Here is an 18,786-nt window from a genome sequence, read left to right as displayed (position 1 = left end):
CGGGGGGCGGGCCGTTTTGTTGTCAGGCGCGGGTGGCCGCCTGCCGCTCGGCGAAGGCCAGAAGCCGCGCCAATGCATCGGCATAAGCCGCGTCATCGACCGTCATCGCAACCCGCAGATGCCCGGCCGCCGCCTGGCCGAAACTTTCCCCCGGCATCACGGCGATTTTCTCTTCTTCCAGCAGGCGCAGGGCGAAGGCCTCGCCATCAAGCCCCGTCGCGCGGATATCCAGCATCACATACATCGCGCCCTGCGCGGGGATCGCCTTGACCACGTTCTGTCTGGCCAGCGCCGCCAGCGTCAGGGCACGGCGGCGGCGGAACGGTCCTGCGACCTCTGCCTCGACGGCATCGCCCTGACCCAGCGCGAAAGTCGCCGCATCCTGAACGAACCCCGGCACGCCATAGGTCGTATGGGTCGCCAGATTGATCAGATGGCCGATCGCCTCTTGCGGCCCGCAGATCCAGCCGATGCGGCTGCCGGTCATGGCATGGCTTTTCGACATCGAGCCCACCACCAGCGTCCGGTCCGCCATCCCGGGCAGGCTGCGCGGGCTGATATGCGCGCCGTCCCAGACCTGGGTGTCGTAGACCTCGTCCGAGATCAGCCACAGATCGTTGGCGATGCAGGCCGCCGCGATATCGGCCAGCGTCTCGGGGCCATAGATCACGCCGGTGGGATTGTTCGGCGTATTGACCAAGAGCGAGACCGCACCTTCGGTCCCCGCCATCAGCTGCGCGCGTGTGGGCCGGAAATCGCTTTCGGGCGTGGTCACAATGGCGCGCGGCCGCGCCCCCGCCCCCCGGATCGTGCCGGGGTAGGTGGCGTAGTAGGGATCGATGAAAGCCGCCGTCTCGCCATGCGCGCAGGTCAGGTTATGGGCCGCAAAGAGCGCCGCCTGTCCACCCGGGGTGATCACGATGTTCTCGGGTCCGGTGGGCACCCCGGTCCTAGCCGCAATCCGCGCCGCGACCGCCGCACGCAGCGCGGGCGTGCCCGGCACCATGGCATAGCCCGTATGGCCGCCGATGGCCGCCTTGTGCATGGCGTCCAGAATGGCCGCAGAGGTGCGGATGTCATGCTCGCCGATGGTCAGTTCGATGACCGCTTCGCCCGCCGCGATCATCCGGCGCGCCTTGTAGAACACATCCCAGCCGTCCGAGCCGCCGCCGGTGATGTCCGTGATCCGATCAGAGATTTTCATGCCCGCAGGGGAACGACCTGCGGCGAGGGAAGTCAAGGCCCCATGCCCGCAAGATTGCGGGGGCCCGTCCCCTCGGCGCCCTTGATGTCGTCGGGATTGTAAAGCGCGCAGGCCGACAGGCTGAGGCAACCGCAGCCGATGCACCCGTCAAGCTTGTCGCGCAGATCCTCTAGCGCGGTGATCCGCGCGTCGATCTCGCGGCGGAAGTCTCGCCCGATCCGCGTCCAGTCCGCCTTGGAGGGGCCCTTGTGATCGGCCAGGCGGCGCAGGTGCGGCGCGATCTCGGCCAGCGAGAACCCCAGCCGCTGGGCCGCCATCACGAAGGACAGCCGCCGGATATCTGCACGGCCATAGCGCCTGTGCCCGCCTGCGTTGCGGACCGGTTTGACGATGTCATGGGTCTCGTAGAAGCGGATGGCGGAAACGGCGAGGCCGGTGCGCGCGGCAAGCTCGCCGATGGTCAGGCCCTGGGACATGAAATTAATCCTTGATCTCAAGTTAACTTGAGAAATGAAAACAGATGGCAGCAGCGATGACCAGAGGAGAATCACCATGCCGCCACAGACAACGACCCGCTACTGCGCCGACCCGCAGGCGCTGGGTGCCCTGAAACGCGACAGCCTCGGATGGGGCCACGACCTTGAGTGCGGATGCTTCCGCGACCTCGCCCCCGTCCGCAAGGGGCCGCTGGCGCGCATCTTTACAAGCTTCATCAGGAGGGGCTGAGATGGCCACACTCGAACACGTCAATGTCACGGTGTCCGACCCCAGGGCGACGGCCAAGATGCTGATGGACCTCTTCGACTGGCACATCCGCTGGGAAGGCGTGGCCATGGGCGGGGCAGGCTATACCGTGCATGTGGGGACGGACACCGCCTATGTCGCCGTCTATTCCGGCAGCAGCCCCGACCAGTCTGTGCCCAAGGAAGATGCCAGCTACCAAACACGCGGCGGGCTCAATCACATCGGCGTTGTTGTGGATGACATCGCAGCGATCGAAGCCAAGGTGAAGGCGATGGGCCTGACCCCGCATAGCCATGCCGACTACGCACCGGGCAAGCGGTTCTATTTCCACGACCCCGACGGCATCGAGATCGAGGTGGTCAGCTACGCCTGACCAATCGCCTCGCGCAGTCTTTTCGGCAGCCCCTTGACGATGATGCCATAGGACACCGCGATCCGGTGCCGCAGGGCGTCCTCGGGGCTGTCGAAACCGACCAGGACCCAGCTTTTGTGGAAATAGGGCGCGCGGTCCGCCGCCCCGGCATCGACCAGCATCTGCGCGGTCTCGACGCTATCGGTCTTGACGCAGACCCCGTCGATCCGGTCGCCGAAACAGGCGAACATCTTGCCGCCCACCTTCCAGCTATCCAGCTCGGTCGTCGGATCCGCGGCGGTGGCGCCGGGATGCGCGGCACAGATGGTATCGACGAGGGCGCGTGACATCCTCCGACTGTGCCGGATCGCGCCTTGCGGGGCAAGCCGGATCGGCACCGCGCGCAGCACTTACCCTTCGGCAATCCTTGTCCGGCTATCTTCCGCCTCGGATATCCACCACGGGGCGCCTGACAACCGTCCCGGTCAAGATCAGGTTTCGCTCCGGCCCGACGCCCTTGAAAAAGGCGGGGCCACCAGCGATCGCAAGACCGGCAGGCTGACACCCCGCCGGGGACAGAGACCGTATTCCGGCGGGCCCGCCCCCTTGATCTTTCCAGACAGATGACACCATGAACCCGGCAGCCCGAAACGGCCCCCGGGCCCTTCGTGCTGCCCCCCCGTCATTATTGGCCCATGGGCTCCGCCCGTTCGCAGTTGAAACGATCCCCCGGATCGTTTCCGGGACACCGCTCACTCCTCGCCGAAGGCATCCGTTGCTTCCGACTCGTGCTACCGCCCGGTCATCTCGCTGGACGCAAGCCCCACACCCTGCTATGCCCTGACTCCATGAAGAGCATCTGCATCATCAAGGCTTGCATCATTATCTGCTGACATCAGTCCGCGGGTCGCTCTTTCACGTTTCCAATCAAAACGAAAAATTGCTAAGCCCCGCGGCGAAACCCGAGCGCGAGGCACCATGACCACCATCCGGCTGCACAATACCAAGACCCGCAAGCGCGAGGATTTCGCGCCGATCGACCCGGCGAACGTGCGGCTCTATCTTTGCGGGCCGACGGTCTATGACCGCGCGCATATCGGCAACCTGCGGCCCTCGCTGGTCTTTGACGTGCTGTTCCGGCTGTTGCGGCACCTCTACGGGCCGGACCACGTGACCTATGTGCGCAATTTCACCGACGTGGACGACAAGATCAACGCCCGCGCCGCCGAGACGGGGCGCGCCATCGGTGACATCACCGCCGAGACGATCCGGTGGTATCACGACGATCTGGATGCGGTGGGCCTTCTGCGCCCGACGCACGAACCGCGCGCGACCGCCCATATCCCGCAGATGATCGCGATGATCGAAACCCTGATCGACCGCGGCCACGCCTATGCGGCCGAGGGGCATGTGCTTTTCGCCGTGGACAGCTACGCCGACTATGGCGCGCTCTCGGGGCGGTCCACCGACGACATGATCGCGGGCGCACGGGTCGAGGTCGCCCCCTACAAGCGCAACCCGATGGATTTCGTCCTCTGGAAGCCTTCGGGCGATGGCGTGCCGGGGTGGTCCAGCCCCTGGGGCTACGGGCGGCCCGGCTGGCACATCGAATGCTCGGCCATGAGCCACGACCTGCTGGGCGAAAGCTTCGACATCCACGGCGGCGGCAACGACCTGCAATTCCCGCATCATGAAAACGAGATCGCGCAGTCCGCCTGCGCCCATCCGCATGGCGAATTCGCGCGCTACTGGCTGCATAACGAGATGTTGCAGGTCGAAGGCAAGAAGATGTCCAAGTCGCTTGGCAATTTCTTCACCATCCGCGACCTGCTGGATCAGGGCATCCCGGGCGAGGTGATCCGGCTGGTCATGCTGGGCACGCATTACGGCAAGACCATGGACTGGACCGAAGCGCGGCGCGCCGAGGCAGAGCTGACCTTGCGCAAATGGTACGGCATCCTGCATGGCCACGGCTTTGGTCCCGCGATGATCGCCGCACTCAAGGCCGAAGGAAAATGGCAGGCCGACCCCGAGTTTCTGGGGGTGCTGGCCAATGATCTGAACACGCCCGGCGCGCTGGCGCGGCTGCATGTGCTGTCCAAGGCCAAGACACCTGCAGCGCTGGCCGGTTTCGCGCATGGGCTGGAGCTGCTGGGCCTTGTGAACGACTGGTCCGCCATCCCGATGTTCGACGGCGGCGAGGCGGGCGCGGGCGTGGCACCCGCTGTCGCCGCCCAGGTTGACGCCTTGCTGGCCGCAAGGGCAGAGGCCCGCGCCGCCAAAGACTGGGCCCGCGCGGATCAGGTGCGCGATATCCTGACCGCTGCCGGTGTGCAGGTGACGGACGTGGGCGGGCAGGCGACCTGGGTCGCAGGCCCCGATTTCGACGCGGCCAAACTGGGGGGCCTTTGATGACCCGCGAACGGCTTTTCCTTTTCGACACCACCCTGCGTGACGGGGCGCAGACGCAAGGTGTGCAGTTCTCGGCGCAGGAAAAGCACCAGATCGCCGCCGTGCTGGATGGGCTCGGGATCGACTATATCGAAGGCGGCTGGCCCGGCGCGAACCCGACCGATACCGCATTCTTCGCAAGCCCGCCCGAGACCCGCGCCACCTTCACCGCCTTCGGCATGACCAAACGGGCCGGACGCTCGGCTGCGAATGACGATGTGCTCTCGGCGGTGATGAACGCCGGCACCAGCGCCGTCTGTCTGGTGGGCAAGGCGCATGACTTCCACGTCACGACCGCGCTTGGCATCAGCCTTGAAGAGAATACCGAGAACATCCGCGCCAGTTTCGCCCATCTTGTGGCGCAGGGCCGCGAGGGGCTGTTCGATGCCGAACATTTCTTCGACGGCTACAAGGCCAACCCCGCCTACGCATTGCAGGCCATCCACGCCGCCTATGGCGCCGGTGCCCGCTGGATCGTGCTGTGTGACACCAACGGCGGCGTGCTGCCCCATGAGGTGACCGAGATCGTCACCGCCGTCATCGCCAGCGGCATCCCCGGCGATCATCTGGGCATCCATACCCACAACGACACCGAAAACGCCGTCGCCAATACGCTGGCCGCCGTGCTTGCGGGCGCACGGCAGGTGCAGGGCACGCTGAACGGTCTGGGCGAACGCTGCGGCAATGCCAACCTGACCACGCTGATCCCGACCCTGATGCTGAAAGAGCCCTTCGCCAGCCGTTTCGAGATCGGCGTGACGCCTGCGGCGCTGATGGGCCTGCGCCGCGCCTCGCGCCTTCTGGATGATATCCTCAACCGGGTGCCGGCCAAACAGGCGCCCTATGTCGGGGCCTCGGCCTTTGCCCACAAAAGCGGCCTGCACGCCAGCGCCATCGCCAAAGACCCCAGCACCTACGAACACGTCGATCCCGCGGCGGTGGGCAATACCCGTCTCGTGCCGATGTCCAATCAGGCGGGCCAGTCGAACCTGCGCGCGCGCCTGCTGGAGGCGGGACTGGAGGTCGCGCCGCATGATCCCGCCCTGCCGCGCATCGTCGAGCGCATCAAGGACCGCGAGGCGAAGGGCTACGCCTATGACACCGCGCAGGCCAGTTTCGAACTGCTTGCACGGGCGGAACTGGGCACGCTGCCGCAATTCTTCGAGGTCAAGCGCTACCGCGTCACCGTCGAGCGGCGCAAGAACAAGCGCAACCAGATGGTCTCGCTTTCCGAGGCGGTGGTGGTGACCAAGGTGCACGGGCGCAAGATGCTGAACGTCAGCGAAAGCATCGGGCCGGACGGGTCGGATCAGGGCCCGGTCAACGCGCTCTCGCGGGCGCTGTCCAAGGACCTTGGCCCCTATCAGGACATCATCGACGACATGCAGCTTGTGGACTTCAAGGTCCGCATCACCAACGGCGGGACCGAGGCCGTCACCCGCGTCATCATCGACAGCGAGGACGGGCAGGGGCGGCGCTGGTCCACCTGCGGGGTCAGCGCGAACATCGTCGATGCCTCGTTCGAGGCGCTGGTGGATGCGATCAACTGGAAACTGATCCGCGACGGCGCAAAGGCCCATCCATGAGCTTTGCGGCCTGCGCGGCACTGGTCGAAAAGGCCGACCCGCTGCGCTTTCGTGCGGCCATGGCGGCCCCTGTGCCTGCACGGCGCATTCTCTTTCCGCTTTATGCTTTCAACATCGAGGTCGCCCGCGCCCCTTGGGTCACGCAAGAGCCGATGATCGCCGAGATGCGCCTGCAATGGTGGCGCGATGCGCTCGATGAGATCGGGCAGGGCGTCACCCTCCGCCGGCACGAGGTTGTCGATGCGCTGGCCGAGGTGCTGGACGCCGAAGGGGCGGCCTGTCTGGACGGGCTGATCGCCGCGCGGCGCTGGGATATCTACAAGGACGCCTTCGAGGATCAGGGGCATTTCGACGACTACATCACCGCCACATCCGGCAACCTGATGTGGACAGCGGCGCGGCTGCTGGGCGATGCGGAAGAAAGTGTCGTGCGCGACTTTGCCCATGCGGTGGGGGTCGCCAACATGTTTCAGGCGATCCCGGCGTTGCAGGCGCAAGGCAGAACACCTTTGCTGGATGGCACACCGGAAGGTGTCAGAGCCTTGGCGAAGGCCGCGCGCGACCGGATGGACCGGGCGGCCAGAACCCGCAAGGCGGTCTCGAAAGCATCGGGTGCGGCGCTGGTCGCGGGCTATCATGCGCGGCCTGTCTTGAACGCGGTCCTCAAGAGCCCCGCCTTGGTGGCGGCCGATGCGCTCGACACCAATCCTGCGCGCGACAGCCTGCGGTTCTTGAATGTCAGCCTGCGGGGCTGGTGGCGCTAAACCGCCAGTTTCGGCTGGCGCACCAGCCAGATCAGCGACCCGCCCGCCAACACCAGAAACGGCACCATGGCGATGTTCACGGCGGTCCAGCCCTCGACCGGTGTGCCGCCCGAGCAGTTCATCAACCCGCCCGACGCGAGCGAGGCCACCGTCACCATCCCGAAAACCAGCATGTCGTTCAGGCCCTGCACCGCCCCGCGTTCCTCGGGCCGGTGGGCGCCCGCCAGCATCGTCGTGGCGCCGATGAACCCGAAGTTCCAGCCGATCCCCAGCAGGATAAGGGCGGCATAGAAGTTCTCGATCTCGACACCGGCCAGCCCCACGACCCCTGCGGCAGCAAGGATCGCAAGCCCGGCGGCCATGATCTTTTCCACCCCGAAACGGGCGATCAGATGGCCGGTGAAAAAGCTTGGCGCGAACATTGCCAGCACATGCGCAGAGACGATGTCGTTGGCGTTGTCGGTGGTGAACCCGCAGCCCACGACCGCCAGCGGGGTCGAGGTCATCACAAGGTTCATCAGCGAATAGGACACCATCGCGCAGATCATCGCCACAAGGATCCGCGGATCGCGCAGCAGGTCCATCCGCGACCGGCCTGCGACCGTGGCGACCTGCGGTTCGGACCGCGTGCCCTTGGGCAGGTCCAGAAACACGAACAAGAGCATCCCCACAAGGTTCAGCGCGATGATCGCCAGATAGGTGCCGAAGAACGGCACGACCGAGACATCCTCGACCGCCTTGTTGAGTTGCGGGCCGATGATCGCCGACAGAAGCCCCCCCGCCATGACATAGGAAATCGCCTTGGGCCGGAACGTCTCGGAGGCGGTATCGGTCGCGGCGAAGCGGTAGAAGCCCTGCGCGGACATATAGACGCCCGTCAGATAGGACCCGCAGAGCAGGATGAAGAACGATCCCACATAAAGCCCATAGGCCGCAATCGCCGCACCCAAGGCACCCGCAATCGCCCCCACCATGAAGCCGAAACGCCGCCCGTTTCGCTGCATCAGCGGGCTGATCCATGGCGCGGTCGTCATCGAGCCGAAGATGATCATGCTGATCGGCAGCGTCGCGAAACAGATGTTCGCGGCCAGTTGCACCCCCGCCAGACCGCCGACGACGAAGATCATCGGCAATTGCGCGCCGAGGATGGCTTGCGCCAGCACCAGCACGGTCACATTGCGCTTGGCGCGGCGGTCATCTGTCAAATCTGTCATGTGTTTCGATTATGCCTCTGCCTTGCCGCTTGCAAGGTCGATGATATGGGCAAAGCTGCCCGAGACACGCCCCGCGATCAGGCCCATGGGTGGCAGGGCGGTGCCTTCGGCGTCCTTGATCTGGAACAAGGGCGTGCCCTTTGCGCGCAGGGTGGTGGCATAGTGGAACTCGTGCCCCTTCCAGCTGCCGCTGATCGGACCTTGGGTGGCGGTCATGTCGCGATAGCCTAGGTGCAGCTTGCGCTGCGCGAAAGAGGTTTCCAGCCGCAACAGCCCCGCCATCGGGTGGGTGACGCCATCGGCATCTGTCAGCGCATCGCCCAGCACCATATAGCCGCCACACTCGCCATAGATCAGCGCCTCGGACTGGCGCAGGCTGTCGAGAAAGCGGGCGTTCCGCGCAAGGCGGCCTGCGTGCAGTTCGGGGTAGCCGCCGGGCAGGAAGATCAGATCGGCCTGCGGGGCGGGGTCGTCGGCCAGCGGCGAAAAGAACGACAGCACCGCCCCCGCCGCGCGCCAGTCCTCCAGCAGATGCGGATAGGCAAAGGCGAAGGCTGCGTCCCTCGCGATGGCGATGGATTGCGCAGGCGGGGGCATCCGCTGCGCCGTTGCAGGCGGCAGGGGTGACAGCATCCCTGCCAGCGCCAGAAGGTCGCAATGCGCGGCGACAAGATCGGCTGCCACGTCAAGGAAGGCCTCCAGATCGGGCCGCTCTTGCGCCTGCACCAGCCCAAGGTGGCGCGAGGGCTGCGCCACACCCGCGCTGCGCGGGATCGCGCCGAAAACGGGGATATCCCCCAGCGCGCGGCGCAACATGCCCTCGTGCCGGGGCGAGCCTGTGTTGTTGAGGATCACGCCCGCCACGCGAAGCCCCGGGTCATGGGCGATGAACCCCTTGGCCAGCGGCGCGACCGAGCCGGCCATCCGTGCGGCGTCGATCACCAGCACCACGGGCAGCTTCAGGATGCGCGCAAGATCCGCGCTTGCCCCTTTGCCTTCCGGTGGGGCACCGTCAAAAAGCCCCATCGCGCCTTCGATGATCAAGGGCAGCCCGCCCGCCAGCGCCCTGATCCGGTCAGGCGTCATCGCCCAGGCGTCAAGGTTCACGCAAGCCTGCCCGCAGGCGGCCTCGTGAAAGCGGGGGTCGATGTAGTCGGGGCCGGATTTCGCACCGCGCAGGGCCGTGCCCCGGCGTGTCAGCGCCCGCAAGAGACCCAAGGTGACCGTGGTCTTGCCGCTGCCCGAGGCGGGGGCACTGATCAGAAAGCTCATGCCGACTCGGCGGGTCTGCCCCTGTCCAGCGGGTCGAGGTTGCGCGGCGCCTGTCCTGCGCCCATCGCCTGCCAGTCCAGCACCTGCCGCATCAGGACCGAGCGGCCGACGCAGATGATTGCGGGCGGCTCCATCCCGCTGGCGGCGATGTCATCGACCACGGTCCCCAGCGTGGTTTCAAGGACGTGCTGGTCGGCGGTGGTGGCCGTGGTGACGACAGCGACAGGTTCCGAAGGCGGACGGCCTGCGGCCATCAACTGCCCGGCGATCTGGGCGATGTGTTTCATCCCCATGTAGATCACGATGACCTGCGATCCCTTGGCGATGCTTGCCCAATCGAGCGAACCGGGCGTGTTGCCCGACTGGTCGTGCCCGGTGACGAAGGTCACCGATTGGTTCACGTCGCGGTGGGTGACGGGAATCCCCGCATAGGCGAGGCCTCCGATGCCTGCGGAAATTCCCGGAATGATGCGGATCGGGATGCCGTGCTGCACCAGCGTCTGCGCCTCTTCGCCGCCGCGCCCGAAAACGAAGGGGTCCCCGCCCTTCAGCCGCAAGACCCGTTTGCCCGCGCGCGCAAGGTCCACCAGCCGCAGCGAGATGTCGCGCTGTTTCGCCGAAGGTTTGCCGCCGCGTTTGCCGGCGTAGATCAGCGCGGCCTGCGGCGCCCATTGCAGGATGTCCTCCTGCACCAGCGCGTCATAGACCACCACATCCGCCTGCCGCAGCGCATTCAGCGCATGCAGCGTCAAAAGCCCCGCATCACCGGGACCGGCCCCGCAGAGCCAGACCCAGCCTTTCTCAAGGGTGGGCCAGTTGTAGGCGGGCAGGGGGGGGATCGCGTCGGTCATGGTCCGGTTATGCCGCGCCGCGGGCGGCTTGGAAAGACGGCAAACGACCCCCGATATCCGATTGCCGTCATCGGGCCGCCTGCTATCGTTGCGGAGATGAATGACGATGCGCCGACAGAACTCAGACGTGGCTGGACCACGGGCGCTTGCGCGACCGCGGCGACGAAAGCCGCGCTGCTGGCGCTATGGGGAGAAGGCTTCCCGCGCGAGGTCGCGATCGTGCTGCCCAAGGGCGAGATACCGGTGTTTCCGCTGGCGCTGGCAGAACAGGGGGCAGGCTGGGCGCGTGTCGGGATCACCAAGGATGCAGGCGACGATCCCGATGTGACCCACGGGGCGCTGATCATCGCGACAGTCTCGGCCTCGGAGGGGGGGGTGGTGTTTCGCGCGGGCAAAGGCGTGGGCCGTGTCACCAAGCCGGGCCTGCCGATCGGGGTGGGCGAGCCTGCGATCAATCCGGTGCCGCGCCAGATGATGACGGCCGTGGTGGCCGAGATGGCGCGGGCGACGGGCCATCGCCCCGATGTTACCATCAACATCTCGGTGCCGGGGGGGGAAGAGCTGGCGCTGAAGACATGGAACCCACGTCTGGGGATTGCGGGCGGGCTGTCGATCCTTGGCACAACGGGGGTGGTGCGGCCTTTCTCTTGCGCGGCATGGATCGCCTCGATCCATCGCGGGGTGGATGTGGCGCGCGCCGACGGGCTGGCCCATGTGGCCGGATGCACAGGCGCCACCTCGGAAAAGACGGTGCAGGGGCTTTACGGGCTGCCCGATCACGCGATGCTGGATATGGGCGATTTCGCGGGCGGGATGCTGAAGTATCTGGTCAGACACCCGATCGCGCGCGTCACCATCGGCGGCGGGATCGGCAAGATCACCAAGCTGGCGCAGGGGGCGGTCGATCTGCATTCGGGCCGCTCGCAGGTGGATTTTGCAGGCCTTGCGGAACTGGCAGGCCTGCCCGGGGTGGCGCAGGCGAACACGGCGCTGGAGGCCTATCAGATGGGCGGGGCCGCGCTGGCGCGACAGGTGGCAAGGGCGGCCCTCGCGCAGGTGCAGGACCGCTTTGGCGGTGCCGGGATCGCCTTTGACATCGTGATCATCGACCGTGCGGGCCGGATCATCGGACAGGCCGGCCCGTGACGCTGTTGATCCTTGGCGGCACCGGCGAAGCCCGACATCTGGCCGAGGCCCTGCGCGGCACCGATGCCATGGTCTCGCTTGCCGGTGCGACGCGCGCGCCTGCGGACCTGCCCTTGCCGACCCGGATCGGCAGGTTTGGCGGCGCGGCGGGGTTTGAGCGCTTCTTGCAGGATCACGCGATCACCGCCGTGCTGGATGCGACCCATCCTTTCGCGCAAGGCATCACGGCCAGAACCGCGCGGATCTGTGCCGAAAGGCAGCTTCCCTATCTGCAACTTCTGCGCCCAGCCTGGACGCCCGTCGCGGGCGACCGCTGGACCCAGATCGCGCGGGAAGAAGAGGCCGCCGCCCATATCCCCAAAGGAGCCACCGTGTTTCTGGGCACGGGGCGGCAAACGCTGGAACGCTTCGCCAACCTGACAGGTCGCCGGATCATCTGCCGCCAGATCGACCCGCCCGAGGGGCCATTTCCCTTTGCGGGGGGTGAATTTCTGGTCGGACGCCCGCCGTTTTCCGTCGCGGACGAGGTCGCGCTCTTCTCGCGGCTTTCGGTCGACTGGCTGGTGGTCAAGAACGCAGGCGGCGCGATGAGCGCGACCAAGCTGACGGCGGCGCGGCAGTTGGGCCTGCCGGTGCTGATGATCGCCCGCCCGGCACAAGGGGATTGGCCGGTGGTCTCTTCGGTCGATGCGGCCTTGGCATGGGTGGCGGGGCTGTGACCGAACGCTGCATCGTCTCGGAGGCCTGCCTGGCCGAAGGGGCGGCTTTTCTTGCCGCGCGCGAGCCGCGCTTTGCCGGGGCCTTGGCGATGACCGGCCCCTTGCCGCTGCGGCTGAAACCCCAAGGCTTTGCCGAACTGCAAGGCGCGATTGTCAGCCAGCAGGTCAGTGTCGCCTCGGCGGCGGCGATACAGGCGCGGCTGGATGCGGCGGGCATGGCCGATCCCGCAACGGTGCGTGCCACCCCCGAAGATGACCTGCGCGGCCTTGGCCTGAGCCGTCAGAAGGCGCGCTATGTCAAGGCGCTGGCAGCGGCGGAGATCGATTATGACGGGTTGCGCGACCTGCCTTGCGATGACGTCATCGCGACCCTGACCGCCGTGCCCGGCATCGGGCGCTGGACGGCCGAGATCTACGCCAAGTTCGCCTTGGGCCGTGCCGATGCCTTCGCGGCGGGCGATCTGGCCCTGCAAGAGGCGGCACGGATGCTCTTTGCGCTGGACGAACGCCCGTCCGAAAAGACCCTGCGGGCGATGGCCGAGGACTGGTCGCCGTGGCGATCGGTTGCAGCGCGCATCCTCTGGGCCTACTACAAGGTGGCAAAGCAACGGGAAGGGATCAGATGACAAGGGCACTTCAGGCGCAGCGACGCGAGCCGGTATCGGGGGAAACACGTTCTTGCGTGGTGTTTCTGCATGGCTATGGCGCGAATGGCGCGGACCTGATCGGGCTGGCCGACCCCCTGGCGGACCATATGCCCGATACGCTGTTCATTTCGCCCGACGCGCCGGAGGCATGTGCCGGTGTCCCGATGGGCCGCCAGTGGTTCCCGATCCCGTGGATCGACGGGTCCAGCGAAGAGGAAAGCCGCGCCGGGCTGGAACGGGCCGCCGCCGATCTGGAGGCGTTTCTGGATGGTGTGATGGTGGATGAAGACCTTTTGCCCGAACAGGTGATGGTGCTGGGGTTCAGCCAGGGCACGATGATGGCGCTGCATGTGGTGCCGCGCCGCGAGGATGCAATCGCGGGAATCGTCGCCTTTTCGGGGCGTCTGCTGGAACCGGAATTGCTGGCCGACGAAACCCGCAGCCGCCCGCCCGTGCTGCTGATCCACGGTGACGCCGACGACGTGGTGCCGCCGCAATCGCTGCCGCAGGCCGCCGAGGCGCTGCAAGAGGCGGGCTGGACCGAGGTTTACGCCCATATCATGAAGGGCACAGGCCACGGGATCGCGCCCGACGGCCTGTCCGTGGCGCTGGCCTTCATGCGGGACCGTCTGGGGCTAAGTTAAGCCATGCCGCGACAATTTGGCGAGTGATCGCAAATGATGAGGCTTGTCACAAAACTGACGCCATATATAGTTAGGCCCAACAACAGCGGGACTGCCGCTTGGACTGCTCCCGCGCCAGACCTACTGGGGTGATCGCGCAATGGAGCAAACGGACTTTCGGACGGAATTTGTCAGGGCGCCTGCGACGCTCAAGCATTTTCCCGCGCTTGTGCTGAATGCGGACTACAGGCCCTTGTCCTACTATCCGCTGTCGCTCTGGCCGTGGCAGGAGGCGATCAAGGCGGCCTGGCTGGACCGCGTCGATATCGTCAGCGAATACGACGAGGTGGTGCGCAGCCCGTCGACCGAGATCCGGATTCCATCGGTCGTGGTCCTGAAGGACTATGTGAAGCCGCAAAAGCAGGTGGCCTTCACGCGCTTCAACCTGTTCTTGCGCGATGAATTCTCGTGCCAGTATTGCGGGGCGAAGGGTGATCTGACCTTCGACCATGTGGTGCCGCGCGCCAGCGGCGGAATCACCAGCTGGGAAAACGTCGTCGCCGCCTGCGCGCCCTGCAATCTGCGCAAGGGGTCGCGGTCATTGCGGCAATGCGGCATGTCGCTGCGCAAGCCGCCGCGCCGTCCGGTGCCCGAACAGTTGCACAACGTCGGCCGCAAGTTCCCGCCCAATCACCTGCATGATAGCTGGCTGGACTATCTGTACTGGGATGCCGAACTCGAGGCGTAAGACGCCGCCGCCACAGCGCGGGGCATCTGCCGCAAGTGCTGGACTTGGCTGGGCGCGCGCGCTAGGAAAGCCTCGTTAGCGCTAACGCTTATCCATCGGGGAGAGTGCAATGGTTTCTCGCGTCATTCCGGTCGAGACCTTCGATCTGGTCATCTTCGGCGGCACCGGCGATCTGGCCCGCCGCAAGATCCTGCCGGGTCTGTTTCGTCGTTTCCTGTCGGGCCAGATGCCGCCCGAGGCGCGGATCATCGGTGCTGCGCGATCGGAACTGGACACCGCAGGCTACCGCGAGATGATCGCCGAGGCCGTCGCCGAGTTCGGCGGTGCGGAAACGAATAATACCAAGGGCTTGCAGGCCTTTCTTGAGCGCCTGGATTATGTTGCCATCGACGCCAGGGGCGAGGGTGGCTGGGCCGCGCTTGCCGAATTGGTGCGAAGTGATGTGGTGCAGGCCTATTACTTTTCGGTCGCCCCCGCGCTTTTCGGTGATCTGGCCGAGCGGCTGCACAAGCACGGGATCGCCAGCGCGCAAAGCCGGATCGTGGTGGAAAAGCCCTTCGGCCGCGATCTGGAAAGCGCGCGCGACCTGAACCGGACCCTGGCTGCGCATTTCGACGAAAGTCAGATCTACCGCATCGACCATTACCTGGGCAAGGAGACGGTCCAGAACCTGATGGCGGTGCGCTTTGGCAACGTTCTGTTCGAGCCGCTGTGGAACAACCATTACGTCGATCACATCCAGATCACCGTCGCCGAAACCGTCGGCGTCGGCGGGCGCGGGGCCTATTACGACAAGTCGGGCGCGATGCGGGACATGGTGCAGAACCACCTGATGCAGCTTTTGTGCCTGATCGCCATGGAACCCCCCGGCCAGTTCGAGGCGGACGCCGTGCGCGACGAAAAGCTCAAGGTGATCCGCGCCCTGCAACCGGTCGAGAATCACCATATCGTCCGCGGCCAGTATGACGCGGGCAAGGACGGCCCAAGCTACCGTGACGACGTCGAGAACGCGCGCAGCTTCACCGAAAGCTTCATCGCAATGCGGGTGCATATCAACAACTGGCGGTGGGCGGGGGTGCCGTTTTATCTGCGCACCGGCAAGCGGATGAAGGCGCGCTCGTCCGAGATCGCGGTGGTGTTCAAGGACCTCGGCCATACGATCTTCGAGGGCGATGAGGCGCGCCACCGCAATATCCTGTCGATCCGCCTGCAACCCAACGAAGGCATGGACTTGCAGGTCACGATCAAGGAACCCGGACCCGGCGGGATGCGTCTGATCGATGTGCCGCTGGACATGACCTTCGCCGATGCGCTTGGCGCGGAAGCCGAGGATGTGACCGACGCCTACGAACGCCTGATCATGGACGTGATCCGTGGCAACCAGACATTGTTCATGCGCGGTGACGAGGTCGAGGCGGCATGGCGCTGGACCGATCCGCTGATCGACGGGTGGGAAGCGCGCAACGACGTGCCCAAGCTTTATGACGCCGGCTCTGCCGGGCCGGAAGATGCGCTGATGCTGATGCATCGTGACGGGCGCAAGTGGCGCGAGATCAAGGGCTGAAAAGCCGTGCTGTCCCGCCTAGACTGGGCGCATCAATGCAGAGGGGACCCTGATGAAACTTGTCGAATATCCCGACGCCGAAATGATGATGATGGATCTGGCCGACACGCTGGCCGGTGAACTCAAGAACAGTCTTTTGGTGCATGACCACGCCTCCTTCGCCGTGCCGGGCGGCACGACTCCGGGGCCGATCTTCGACAGCCTCTGTGGTGTCGATTTGGACTGGTCCCGCGTGCATGTGATGCTGACCGATGAACGCTGGGTGCCCGCGACATCCCAAAGGTCGAACACGCGGCTGTTGCAGGAACGCCTGCTGGTGAACCGCGCCGCCGATGCGGTCTACATCCCGCTCTATGCCGAGGCCGACACGCCCGAGGAAAAACTGCCCGCGCTGGCAAAGGCGCTGATGCCGGAGCTGCCGATTTCGGTGATGCTTCTTGGGATGGGGGCGGATATGCACACGGCCTCGATCTTTCCGGGTGCAGACCGCCTTGACCATGCCCTGCATGGCGATGATCTGCTGGTGGCCATGCGCGCGCCCGGCGCGCCCGAGCCGCGCATCACACTGTCGGCCAAGGTGCTGAAATCCGCGATGAGCCGCCATCTGGTGATCGTGGGCGCCGAAAAGCGCGCAGCACTGGAAAAGGCCCGCCAACTGCCGCCGGAAGAGGCGCCCGTCGCCGCCGTCCTGAACGGCACCACCGTCCACTGGGCAGAGGGTTAAGCCATGTTCGACGCACTCAAAGCGCATCATGCCTCTGTCAGGGATCGCCGCTTCGAAACCATGGTCGATGCCGCCCGTGCGGCGGATTTCGCGGTCGAGGCGGGGGACATGCGTCTTGACTATGCCAAGACGAATATCGATGCGGAAGGCCGCGCGCTGCTGATCGACCTGCTGGATCAGGCCGGTGTGGCCGTCAAGCGCGATGCGATGTTCGCGGGGCAAGCGATCAACGAAACCGAGGGCCGCGCGGTGCTGCATACCGCCCTGCGCAACCTCGATGGCGGGCCGGTGCTGGTCGATCAGCGCGATGTCATGCCCGAGGTGCTGGAGACGCTGGACCGGATGGAAGCCTTTGCGGGTGATGTGCGCTCGGGCGCCTATCGGGGGCAGGGTGGGGCGATCACCGATGTGATCAATATCGGGATCGGCGGGTCGGACCTTGGGCCGAAGATGGCGACGATTGCGCTGGCGCCTTACCACGACGGCCCACGCTGCCATTTCGTCAGCAATGTGGACGGGGCGGATATCGCGGGCGTGCTGCGCCAATGCGATCCGGCGACGACGCTGGTGATCGTGGCCTCGAAGACCTTTACCACGATCGAGACGATGACCAACGCGCGCACCGCGCAGGCCTGGATGTCGGACAGCGTGGCGGATACCGGCGCGCAGTTCGCAGCGCTTTCGACGGCGGCCGACAAGACGGCGGCTTTCGGGATCGATGCGTCCCGCGTCTTCGGTTTCGCCGACTGGGTGGGTGGCCGCTATTCGATGTGGGGGCCGATCGGGCTGTCGCTGATGATCGCGGTCGGGCCGCAAGCCTTCCGTGCCTTCCTGCGCGGCGGACAGGCGATGGACCGGCATTTCCTGTCCGCGCCATGGGCCGAAAACATGCCCGCGATGCTGGCGCTTGTGGGGCTTTGGCACAATCAGGTCTGCGGTCATGCGACCCGCGCCGTGCTGCCTTATGACAATCTTCTCAGCCGCTTGCCGGCCTATCTTCAACAGCTCGAGATGGAAAGCAACGGCAAGGGCGTCAGCATGGACGGGGCCGATCTGCCCTGCGACAGCGGCCCCGTGGTCTGGGGCGAGCCGGGCACCAATGGCCAGCACGCCTTTTACCAGTTGATCCATCAGGGCACCCGCGTGATCCCTTGCGAATTCCTGATCGCCGCCCGCAGTCACGAGGACGACCTGCACCACCAGCACCAGCTTCTGGTCGCCAATTGCCTTGCCCAGTCCGAGGCGTTGATGCGCGGCCGTGATCTGGACGCGGCGCGCAGCAAGGTCGCGGGCACGTTTGAAGGCGACGAGTTGGAACGGCAGGCGCGCCACCGTGTCTTCAAGGGCAACCGCCCCTCGGTCACCATCGCCTATCCGCAACTGACGCCCGAGGTGCTGGGCCAGATCATCGCGCTTTACGAACACCGCGTCTTCGTCGAAGGGGCGGTGCTGGGCATCAATTCCTATGATCAATGGGGTGTGGAACTGGGCAAGGAACTGGCCACCGCCCTGCAGCCCGTGGTCGAGGGCAAGGCGGGCACGGATGGCAAGGATGGCTCAACTGCCGCACTGGTCGGGTTTTTGCAAAAACACGGGGTGTAATTGCCGCCTGCCTTCTGCTTAATGGCGTCGGGACAGAGATAAGGGCAGGGCCGATGATCCTTGAGTATGCAGATTATGCGATGGCAGCACTTTTGGTGGCCGCGACCCTGATCGAACTGCGCACGGGCCGTATCCCCAACTGGCTGACGATCCTGCCGCTGGTGCTGTTCGTGGCTGTGCTGGCGCTGGCCGAGGACCGGACTTTGCTTTATTTTCAGGCCGGACAGGGTGCGGCGATGTTCGTGCTGGGGCTGGTTCTCTTCGCCATCGGCGGGGCGGGGGCCGGTGCAGTCAAATTGCTGGCGGGCGCGGCGCTTTTCGTGCCCTTTGCCAAGGCGTTCTATACCTTCCTGATCTTTCTCGGCCTGTTCTTCGTCTGCGCCTTTCTTTTCGTGCAGGTCCGCAAGGCTTTCGGGGCGGAAGACAGCAAGTGGCATTTTCTGGCCAAGCAAGTGATCCCACTGAGCCTGCCCATCGCGATCGCGGGGATCATCGGTATGCTGGTGATCTGAAAACGGCGTGGAGCGGGTAACGGGAATCGAACCCGTAACTGAAGCTTGGGAAGCTTTCGTGAT

General features: G+C 65.6%; 20 protein-coding genes. 14 read left to right on the top strand and 6 right to left on the bottom strand.

The annotated features are described in order from the left end of the window. Positions 1 to 22 precede the first annotated feature (22 nt). A complete protein-coding gene (locus V7N12_RS10005) occupies positions 23 to 1,204 on the bottom strand; it encodes a pyridoxal phosphate-dependent aminotransferase (RefSeq protein WP_333714382.1) in 1,182 nt (393 codons plus the stop codon). A gap of 32 nt (positions 1,205 to 1,236) precedes the next feature. Next, positions 1,237 to 1,680 carry a redox-sensitive transcriptional activator SoxR gene (gene soxR, locus V7N12_RS10000; protein ID WP_333714381.1) on the bottom strand — a complete coding sequence of 148 codons (444 nt, stop codon included), beginning with the start codon at positions 1,678 to 1,680 and terminating at the stop codon, positions 1,237 to 1,239. Between the two features lie 76 nt (positions 1,681 to 1,756). On the opposite strand from soxR, the gene V7N12_RS09995 reads away from it, so the two are divergent. Both V7N12_RS09995 and V7N12_RS09990 read left to right on the top strand, forming a co-directional pair. Next, positions 1,757 to 1,930, top strand: a complete 174-nt coding sequence (locus V7N12_RS09995) for a hypothetical protein (protein ID WP_333714380.1) — start codon at positions 1,757 to 1,759, stop codon at positions 1,928 to 1,930. A gap of 1 nt (position 1,931) precedes the next feature. Continuing rightward, positions 1,932 to 2,321, top strand: coding sequence for a VOC family protein (locus tag V7N12_RS09990; protein WP_333714379.1), 390 nt, complete (start codon positions 1,932 to 1,934; stop codon positions 2,319 to 2,321). Here the strand turns inward: V7N12_RS09990 and V7N12_RS09985 are convergent. Further along, complete coding sequence (locus V7N12_RS09985; RefSeq protein WP_333714378.1) at positions 2,312 to 2,650, bottom strand: MmcQ/YjbR family DNA-binding protein; 339 nt, start codon at positions 2,648 to 2,650, stop codon at positions 2,312 to 2,314. The two genes, V7N12_RS09990 and V7N12_RS09985, sit on opposite strands and share 10 nt — an antisense overlap. Positions 2,651 to 3,278: 628 nt before the next feature. Here V7N12_RS09985 and cysS point away from each other — a divergent pair. Genes cysS through V7N12_RS09970 form a run of 3 tightly spaced genes read left to right on the top strand, consistent with a single transcriptional unit; the run spans position 3,279 to position 7,101 of the window. After that, entirely contained in the window at positions 3,279 to 4,712 is a 1,434-nt protein-coding gene (gene cysS, locus V7N12_RS09980) for a cysteine--tRNA ligase (protein ID WP_333714377.1), read from the top strand. After that, on the top strand, positions 4,712 to 6,337 hold the full coding sequence (gene cimA / locus V7N12_RS09975) for a citramalate synthase (RefSeq protein ID WP_333714376.1): 1,626 nt from the start codon (positions 4,712 to 4,714) through the stop codon (positions 6,335 to 6,337). The genes cysS and cimA overlap by 1 nt, the downstream gene beginning before the upstream one ends. Beyond that, positions 6,334 to 7,101, top strand: coding sequence for a squalene/phytoene synthase family protein (locus V7N12_RS09970; RefSeq protein ID WP_333714375.1), 768 nt, complete (start codon positions 6,334 to 6,336; stop codon positions 7,099 to 7,101). Before cimA ends, V7N12_RS09970 begins: the two co-directional genes overlap by 4 nt. Here the strand turns inward: V7N12_RS09970 and V7N12_RS09965 are convergent. The 3 genes from V7N12_RS09965 to cobA are packed head-to-tail and all read right to left on the bottom strand — an operon-like array spanning position 7,098 to position 10,438. Continuing rightward, positions 7,098 to 8,315: an MFS transporter gene (locus V7N12_RS09965; protein WP_333714374.1), complete on the bottom strand. Its 1,218-nt coding sequence runs from the start codon at positions 8,313 to 8,315 to the stop codon at positions 7,098 to 7,100. The two genes, V7N12_RS09970 and V7N12_RS09965, sit on opposite strands and share 4 nt — an antisense overlap. A 9-nt stretch (positions 8,316 to 8,324) precedes the next feature. Then, positions 8,325 to 9,587 (bottom strand): cobyrinate a,c-diamide synthase, encoded by a 1,263-nt coding sequence (locus tag V7N12_RS09960; RefSeq protein ID WP_333714373.1) that lies wholly within the window; start codon positions 9,585 to 9,587, stop codon positions 8,325 to 8,327. Continuing rightward, positions 9,584 to 10,438 (bottom strand): uroporphyrinogen-III C-methyltransferase, encoded by an 855-nt coding sequence (gene cobA, locus V7N12_RS09955; protein WP_333714372.1) that lies wholly within the window; start codon positions 10,436 to 10,438, stop codon positions 9,584 to 9,586. Before cobA ends, V7N12_RS09960 begins: the two co-directional genes overlap by 4 nt. Positions 10,439 to 10,534: 96 nt before the next feature. Here cobA and V7N12_RS09950 point away from each other — a divergent pair, with 96 nt between their 5' ends. The 9 genes from V7N12_RS09950 (at position 10,535) to V7N12_RS09910 (ending at position 18,723) form a co-directional block, all read left to right on the top strand. Further along, positions 10,535 to 11,584, top strand: coding sequence for a cobalt-precorrin-5B (C(1))-methyltransferase (locus tag V7N12_RS09950; protein ID WP_333714370.1), 1,050 nt, complete (start codon positions 10,535 to 10,537; stop codon positions 11,582 to 11,584). Next, on the top strand, positions 11,581 to 12,303 hold the full coding sequence (locus V7N12_RS09945) for a cobalt-precorrin-6A reductase (protein ID WP_333714369.1): 723 nt from the start codon (positions 11,581 to 11,583) through the stop codon (positions 12,301 to 12,303). The genes V7N12_RS09950 and V7N12_RS09945 overlap by 4 nt, the downstream gene beginning before the upstream one ends. Beyond that, positions 12,285 to 12,929 carry a DNA-3-methyladenine glycosylase family protein gene (locus V7N12_RS09940; protein WP_443089955.1) on the top strand — a complete coding sequence of 215 codons (645 nt, stop codon included), beginning with the start codon at positions 12,285 to 12,287 and terminating at the stop codon, positions 12,927 to 12,929. Before V7N12_RS09945 ends, V7N12_RS09940 begins: the two co-directional genes overlap by 19 nt. Then, on the top strand, positions 12,926 to 13,594 hold the full coding sequence (locus V7N12_RS09935; RefSeq protein WP_333714366.1) for an alpha/beta hydrolase: 669 nt from the start codon (positions 12,926 to 12,928) through the stop codon (positions 13,592 to 13,594). Before V7N12_RS09940 ends, V7N12_RS09935 begins: the two co-directional genes overlap by 4 nt. Positions 13,595 to 13,733: 139 nt before the next feature. Beyond that, a complete protein-coding gene (locus V7N12_RS09930) occupies positions 13,734 to 14,321 on the top strand; it encodes an HNH endonuclease (RefSeq protein WP_333714365.1) in 588 nt (195 codons plus the stop codon). A gap of 109 nt (positions 14,322 to 14,430) precedes the next feature. Further along, complete coding sequence (gene zwf / locus V7N12_RS09925) at positions 14,431 to 15,885, top strand: glucose-6-phosphate dehydrogenase (protein ID WP_333714364.1); 1,455 nt, start codon at positions 14,431 to 14,433, stop codon at positions 15,883 to 15,885. Between the two features lie 52 nt (positions 15,886 to 15,937). Continuing rightward, the gene (gene pgl, locus V7N12_RS09920; RefSeq protein ID WP_333714363.1) at positions 15,938 to 16,609 is read left to right on the top strand and encodes a 6-phosphogluconolactonase; all 672 of its coding nucleotides are present in this window, start codon (positions 15,938 to 15,940) and stop codon (positions 16,607 to 16,609) included. 3 nt (positions 16,610 to 16,612) lie between these two features. Then, a complete protein-coding gene (pgi, locus tag V7N12_RS09915; protein ID WP_333714362.1) occupies positions 16,613 to 18,211 on the top strand; it encodes a glucose-6-phosphate isomerase in 1,599 nt (532 codons plus the stop codon). Positions 18,212 to 18,264: 53 nt separating this feature from the next. Then, the gene (locus V7N12_RS09910) at positions 18,265 to 18,723 is read left to right on the top strand and encodes a prepilin peptidase (protein WP_333714361.1); all 459 of its coding nucleotides are present in this window, start codon (positions 18,265 to 18,267) and stop codon (positions 18,721 to 18,723) included. The last annotated feature ends 63 nt before the right edge of the window (positions 18,724 to 18,786 follow it).

It is taken from the genome of Yoonia sp. (assembly GCF_036770585.1).
Lineage (GTDB): Bacteria > Pseudomonadota > Alphaproteobacteria > Rhodobacterales > Rhodobacteraceae > Yoonia.
This window is presented reverse-complemented; position numbering and strand designations above follow the sequence as displayed.

Excerpts from the sequence above, each read along its gene's own strand:
- V7N12_RS10005 (WP_333714382.1), bottom strand. The coding sequence starts at position 1,204 with ATGAAAATCTCTGATCGGATCACGGACATCACCGGCGGCGGCTCGGAC.
- zwf (WP_333714364.1), top strand. The coding sequence starts at position 14,431 with ATGGTTTCTCGCGTCATTCCGGTCGAGACCTTCGATCTGGTCATCTTC.
- V7N12_RS09930 (WP_333714365.1), top strand. The coding sequence starts at position 13,734 with ATGGAGCAAACGGACTTTCGGACGGAATTTGTCAGGGCGCCTGCGACG.
- V7N12_RS09995 (WP_333714380.1), top strand. The coding sequence starts at position 1,757 with ATGCCGCCACAGACAACGACCCGCTACTGCGCCGACCCGCAGGCGCTG.
- cysS (WP_333714377.1), top strand. The coding sequence starts at position 3,279 with ATGACCACCATCCGGCTGCACAATACCAAGACCCGCAAGCGCGAGGAT.
- V7N12_RS09910 (WP_333714361.1), top strand. The coding sequence starts at position 18,265 with ATGATCCTTGAGTATGCAGATTATGCGATGGCAGCACTTTTGGTGGCC.
- V7N12_RS09935 (WP_333714366.1), top strand. The coding sequence starts at position 12,926 with ATGACAAGGGCACTTCAGGCGCAGCGACGCGAGCCGGTATCGGGGGAA.
- V7N12_RS09940 (WP_443089955.1), top strand. The coding sequence starts at position 12,285 with ATGGGTGGCGGGGCTGTGACCGAACGCTGCATCGTCTCGGAGGCCTGC.
- pgl (WP_333714363.1), top strand. The coding sequence starts at position 15,938 with ATGAAACTTGTCGAATATCCCGACGCCGAAATGATGATGATGGATCTG.
- soxR (WP_333714381.1), bottom strand. The coding sequence starts at position 1,680 with ATGTCCCAGGGCCTGACCATCGGCGAGCTTGCCGCGCGCACCGGCCTC.
- V7N12_RS09970 (WP_333714375.1), top strand. The coding sequence starts at position 6,334 with ATGAGCTTTGCGGCCTGCGCGGCACTGGTCGAAAAGGCCGACCCGCTG.
- pgi (WP_333714362.1), top strand. The coding sequence starts at position 16,613 with ATGTTCGACGCACTCAAAGCGCATCATGCCTCTGTCAGGGATCGCCGC.
- V7N12_RS09960 (WP_333714373.1), bottom strand. The coding sequence starts at position 9,587 with ATGAGCTTTCTGATCAGTGCCCCCGCCTCGGGCAGCGGCAAGACCACG.
- V7N12_RS09985 (WP_333714378.1), bottom strand. The coding sequence starts at position 2,650 with ATGTCACGCGCCCTCGTCGATACCATCTGTGCCGCGCATCCCGGCGCC.
- V7N12_RS09950 (WP_333714370.1), top strand. The coding sequence starts at position 10,535 with ATGAATGACGATGCGCCGACAGAACTCAGACGTGGCTGGACCACGGGC.
- cobA (WP_333714372.1), bottom strand. The coding sequence starts at position 10,438 with ATGACCGACGCGATCCCCCCCCTGCCCGCCTACAACTGGCCCACCCTT.
- cimA (WP_333714376.1), top strand. The coding sequence starts at position 4,712 with ATGACCCGCGAACGGCTTTTCCTTTTCGACACCACCCTGCGTGACGGG.
- V7N12_RS09965 (WP_333714374.1), bottom strand. The coding sequence starts at position 8,315 with ATGACAGATTTGACAGATGACCGCCGCGCCAAGCGCAATGTGACCGTG.
- V7N12_RS09990 (WP_333714379.1), top strand. The coding sequence starts at position 1,932 with ATGGCCACACTCGAACACGTCAATGTCACGGTGTCCGACCCCAGGGCG.